Annotated in this window: 2 protein-coding genes; both read right to left on the bottom strand. The window is 70.6% G+C overall.

Going from position 1 to position 3,101, the window contains the following annotated elements; translation table 11 throughout:
* Positions 1 to 1,573 (bottom strand): hypothetical protein (locus ACE3TU_RS20745; RefSeq protein ID WP_374627710.1); only part of this gene is annotated, 1,573 nt, incomplete at its 3' end.
* Positions 1,570 to 2,766 carry a hypothetical protein gene (locus ACE3TU_RS20740; protein WP_374627709.1) on the bottom strand — a complete coding sequence of 399 codons (1,197 nt, stop codon included), beginning with the start codon at positions 2,764 to 2,766 and terminating at the stop codon, positions 1,570 to 1,572. The genes ACE3TU_RS20745 and ACE3TU_RS20740, both read right to left, overlap by 4 nt.
* Between the last annotated feature and the right edge of the window lie 335 nt (positions 2,767 to 3,101).

Here is a 3,101-nt window from a genome sequence, read left to right as displayed (position 1 = left end):
CGCTCGACGAGAGGGAGATACCCACTTCGGCATCGTCGGTCAGCCTTGCCGTTCCGCCGATGAGCCGGCCGTCGAAGCGGCATGCGGCGCCGGCGGTGCAGGGGGCGTCGACCCGATCGCCGCCGGGCAGCGGTCCCAGCCACTCCACGATATTGAGCACAAGACGCGGGAACCCGGTCTGCCCGGACCATGCTGCCGTCGCCGGATCGAAGGCAAGGCGCACCTGCCGTCCGGCCGGCGGGCTCGCGGCGAGGATGAGCGAAACTGCGCCGGAACCGAGCACGGTCTCCTCGTCGGGGCGCGGCGCGAGAACGGCCGCCTCGATGGCCCCCATCTGCGACCAGGCGATGCCGCGCGACAGGGCGTGCTCGTCGTCCCACGCGGTTGGCAATCGGGGGCCGCCCGCCTCGGCTTCAGGTTCCTCGATGAGCCGCGCGTCTCCGATCCAGATCGTGTTGGTGCCGGGTGCGGTGGGCACGGCCACCTTGTCGATCACGGCCAGCGCGAAACGGGAGGCATCCTCCGGCATCTCGGCCGCGGCGAAGACCTTGACACCCTCGATTGCCTGCAAGGCGCGAACCAGGGGCTGCTCGCCGGCGCCGACATAGAGCACCTCGAGGACGGGTGCTTGCTCCCGGACAACGAAGGTCCAGGTGCCGGCTTCGGGCTGCTCCGCCTCGGTCACCGCAACCGTTCCGGGTCCGGGCAGGTCGAGTGGCACTCGGAACGGGGTGGCGGTGCCGTCTGCGCGAGGGGTCACCGTCCAGTTGCTCCATGGCAGCGCAGCATCACTGCCGGCAGGGGTGAAGCTGATGGCGAGCCTGGTCGGCACGGTGTCGGCGAACGCCACGCTGCCCTGGAGCAATACGCCGTCACTTGCCGGGTCGCTGGCCAGCGTCACGTCCGCAATGGTGTTGGCCGGTATCGCCGGCTCTATCGGCACCACCTCGGTCGGTGGCGTGCCCAGGGCCTGCTGCCAGCCGACCGGCGTTGCCTCGTCGGAGACGATGACCAGATGCGCGGGCGTGTCCGCCTGCATGGCGAGCAGCGTCATGCGCGCCGTCTCCCGCCAGTCGGCGACGCCGGGGACAGGCTGCATGCCGTCGCCGAGCTGCCGGGTCAGGGCGGTCTCGAAAGCCCGCCGCGCGAAAACGTACTCACTCCTGGCGCCGACCGAGAGCACCGTCAGTTGGGCAATATCGGGCCCGCGCCGCGCGACGAGGTCGCGGGCGGCCTCGATGCCGGCCTCGAGGCGGCGTTGCGCCTCGGCCCCCGTGACGGTGCGGTCGACGATGACGATCCAGTGTTCACGCGCAGGCGACCCACCCAGGATCGGCTGCGCCAGCGCCAGTGCCAGCAGCAGGATCGTCGCAACCTGCAGCGCCAGCAGCAGGCTTGGTCTGGGCCATTGAAGCCTCGGGTTGGCCGAGCTTGCGGCCGCCGCGATCTGCTGCCAGATCAGCACGCTCGGGACCGTCCGCGACCGCCGCCGGCGCATGTGCAGCAGCACGATGGCGAGGGCGAAGAGCCCGACCGTCAGGAACGCGGGCACGAGGAGGCCGAGCGTGCTCACGGCGATTGCGGCTCGAAGTAGCGCGCCACCACGGCGGCCGCATCGGCACTCACCGGTTCGCGGGAAACGGTCTCGGCCCGTTGCCGCGTCCACTCGAGACCGGCATCGTCCAGGCGACCGTCGACAGCCACGAGGTTGATGCGTGGCGCAACCTGCTGCATCAGCCCCGCACCGGCCTCTGTGTCGTCGGCCGCCAGCGCGACGTCCTCGCGTTCCGTGGCCGCACTGGCGGCCTCGTCCTGATCACCGCCGAGAGGCTGAGAGCCGAGGCCTGCGGCATTGCCGCCGTCCTTTCCGGAATCGGCAGCCGCCCCCGCCGGAAGCAGGCCGATGGACTGCATCGGCTGCTCGCCCATCAGCTGCGGTTCGGATGATCCGCCCGGTTTGGGCAGCTCGGCGGCATCGCTGGCGCGAGCCGCTGCGTCTGCGGCTGCTGCGTCCGCCGCCGCGGCCCGCTGCTTCTGCCCCTCGTCGGCCGAGTACATTTCCCGCGACGACAGAGTCTCGGTAGATCCGGGCGTCGTCGGCGCCGCGCCCTCCGTGTCGGTCGGCACCGAGCCCGCGGCCGGCGGTGCGTCAGACGCCGGGAACCAGGCCGGCAACACATCGCCATAGGCCTTGCGGGCCTGTTCGAGCAGATCGCTCAGCCGCCGGTCTCGCTCGGCCGGGGAGAGCTCCGTGCCGGCGAGTTCGGCAAGCGCCCTGGCGAGGGCCGCAAGGTACTGATCGTCACGGGCCTCGGCATCGCTGGCAACAAGCTCGGCAATCTCGGCGATACTCCGTCCGCTCGTTTCAGGCGAAGGCGCATCCGTCGTCAGCTCTACGGGTGCGGCGGCTCGCCAAGGCGACCAGAGCGCCAGCCCGCTGCTGCAAAGGGCGACGACAACGGCCGCGATCGCCAACGGAGACAGCACCGGTGCCGCAGGCCGGACGTCAATCCGCGCCCCGCTCCGCGCCGCATCCCGCAGCTGAAGTCGCGCGATGGTCCCGGCAGGAGCTGCGGCGCGCCGCAGCTCGATCGCGGTGCTGAGCTTCTCCCCGAGCCGAAGACGCTGGTCGAGCCGTCGGGCGAGGCTCATGTCGGAGGGCAGGCCGAACAGGGAGAGCCCCGCGGCTGCGCCTGCAGCGATGAGCAGAGCACCGGGCATCAGCGCGGTCGCACCCGGGGTCGAGAGCATGACGAGGGCGGTCACGCTGACCCCGATACACGCTGCGATCAGGGCGCGGCGCTCCCAGATCCGCCTGCGCAACCGACCGATTGGCGCGCCTATCGACTGCGCCCCGCTCTGCATGTCCGCGACCTCGCCTGCACTCTGTTCGGTGTCGGCGGTCACACTCTCAGCGGCGGGCAGCGCTGTGAATATAGACAGAGTCAATAAGGGCTATTGGTTTTGACGCATGGGGCTCGGCCATCGCGCTCTCGGTTGCGCCGCTGATGGCCTTCCTCATCTACCTGCTCTCCAAGTACATGCGGCATGACGAACGCGCCGCAGGCGTGCAGAAGAACGGGCTCGGCCGCAGCATCGGA

Source organism: Devosia sp. (genome assembly GCF_041917035.1).
Classification (GTDB): domain Bacteria; phylum Pseudomonadota; class Alphaproteobacteria; order Rhizobiales; family Devosiaceae; genus Devosia_A.
Note: the sequence above shows the minus strand (reverse complement) of the source record. Positions and strands in the feature narration are given on the sequence as shown.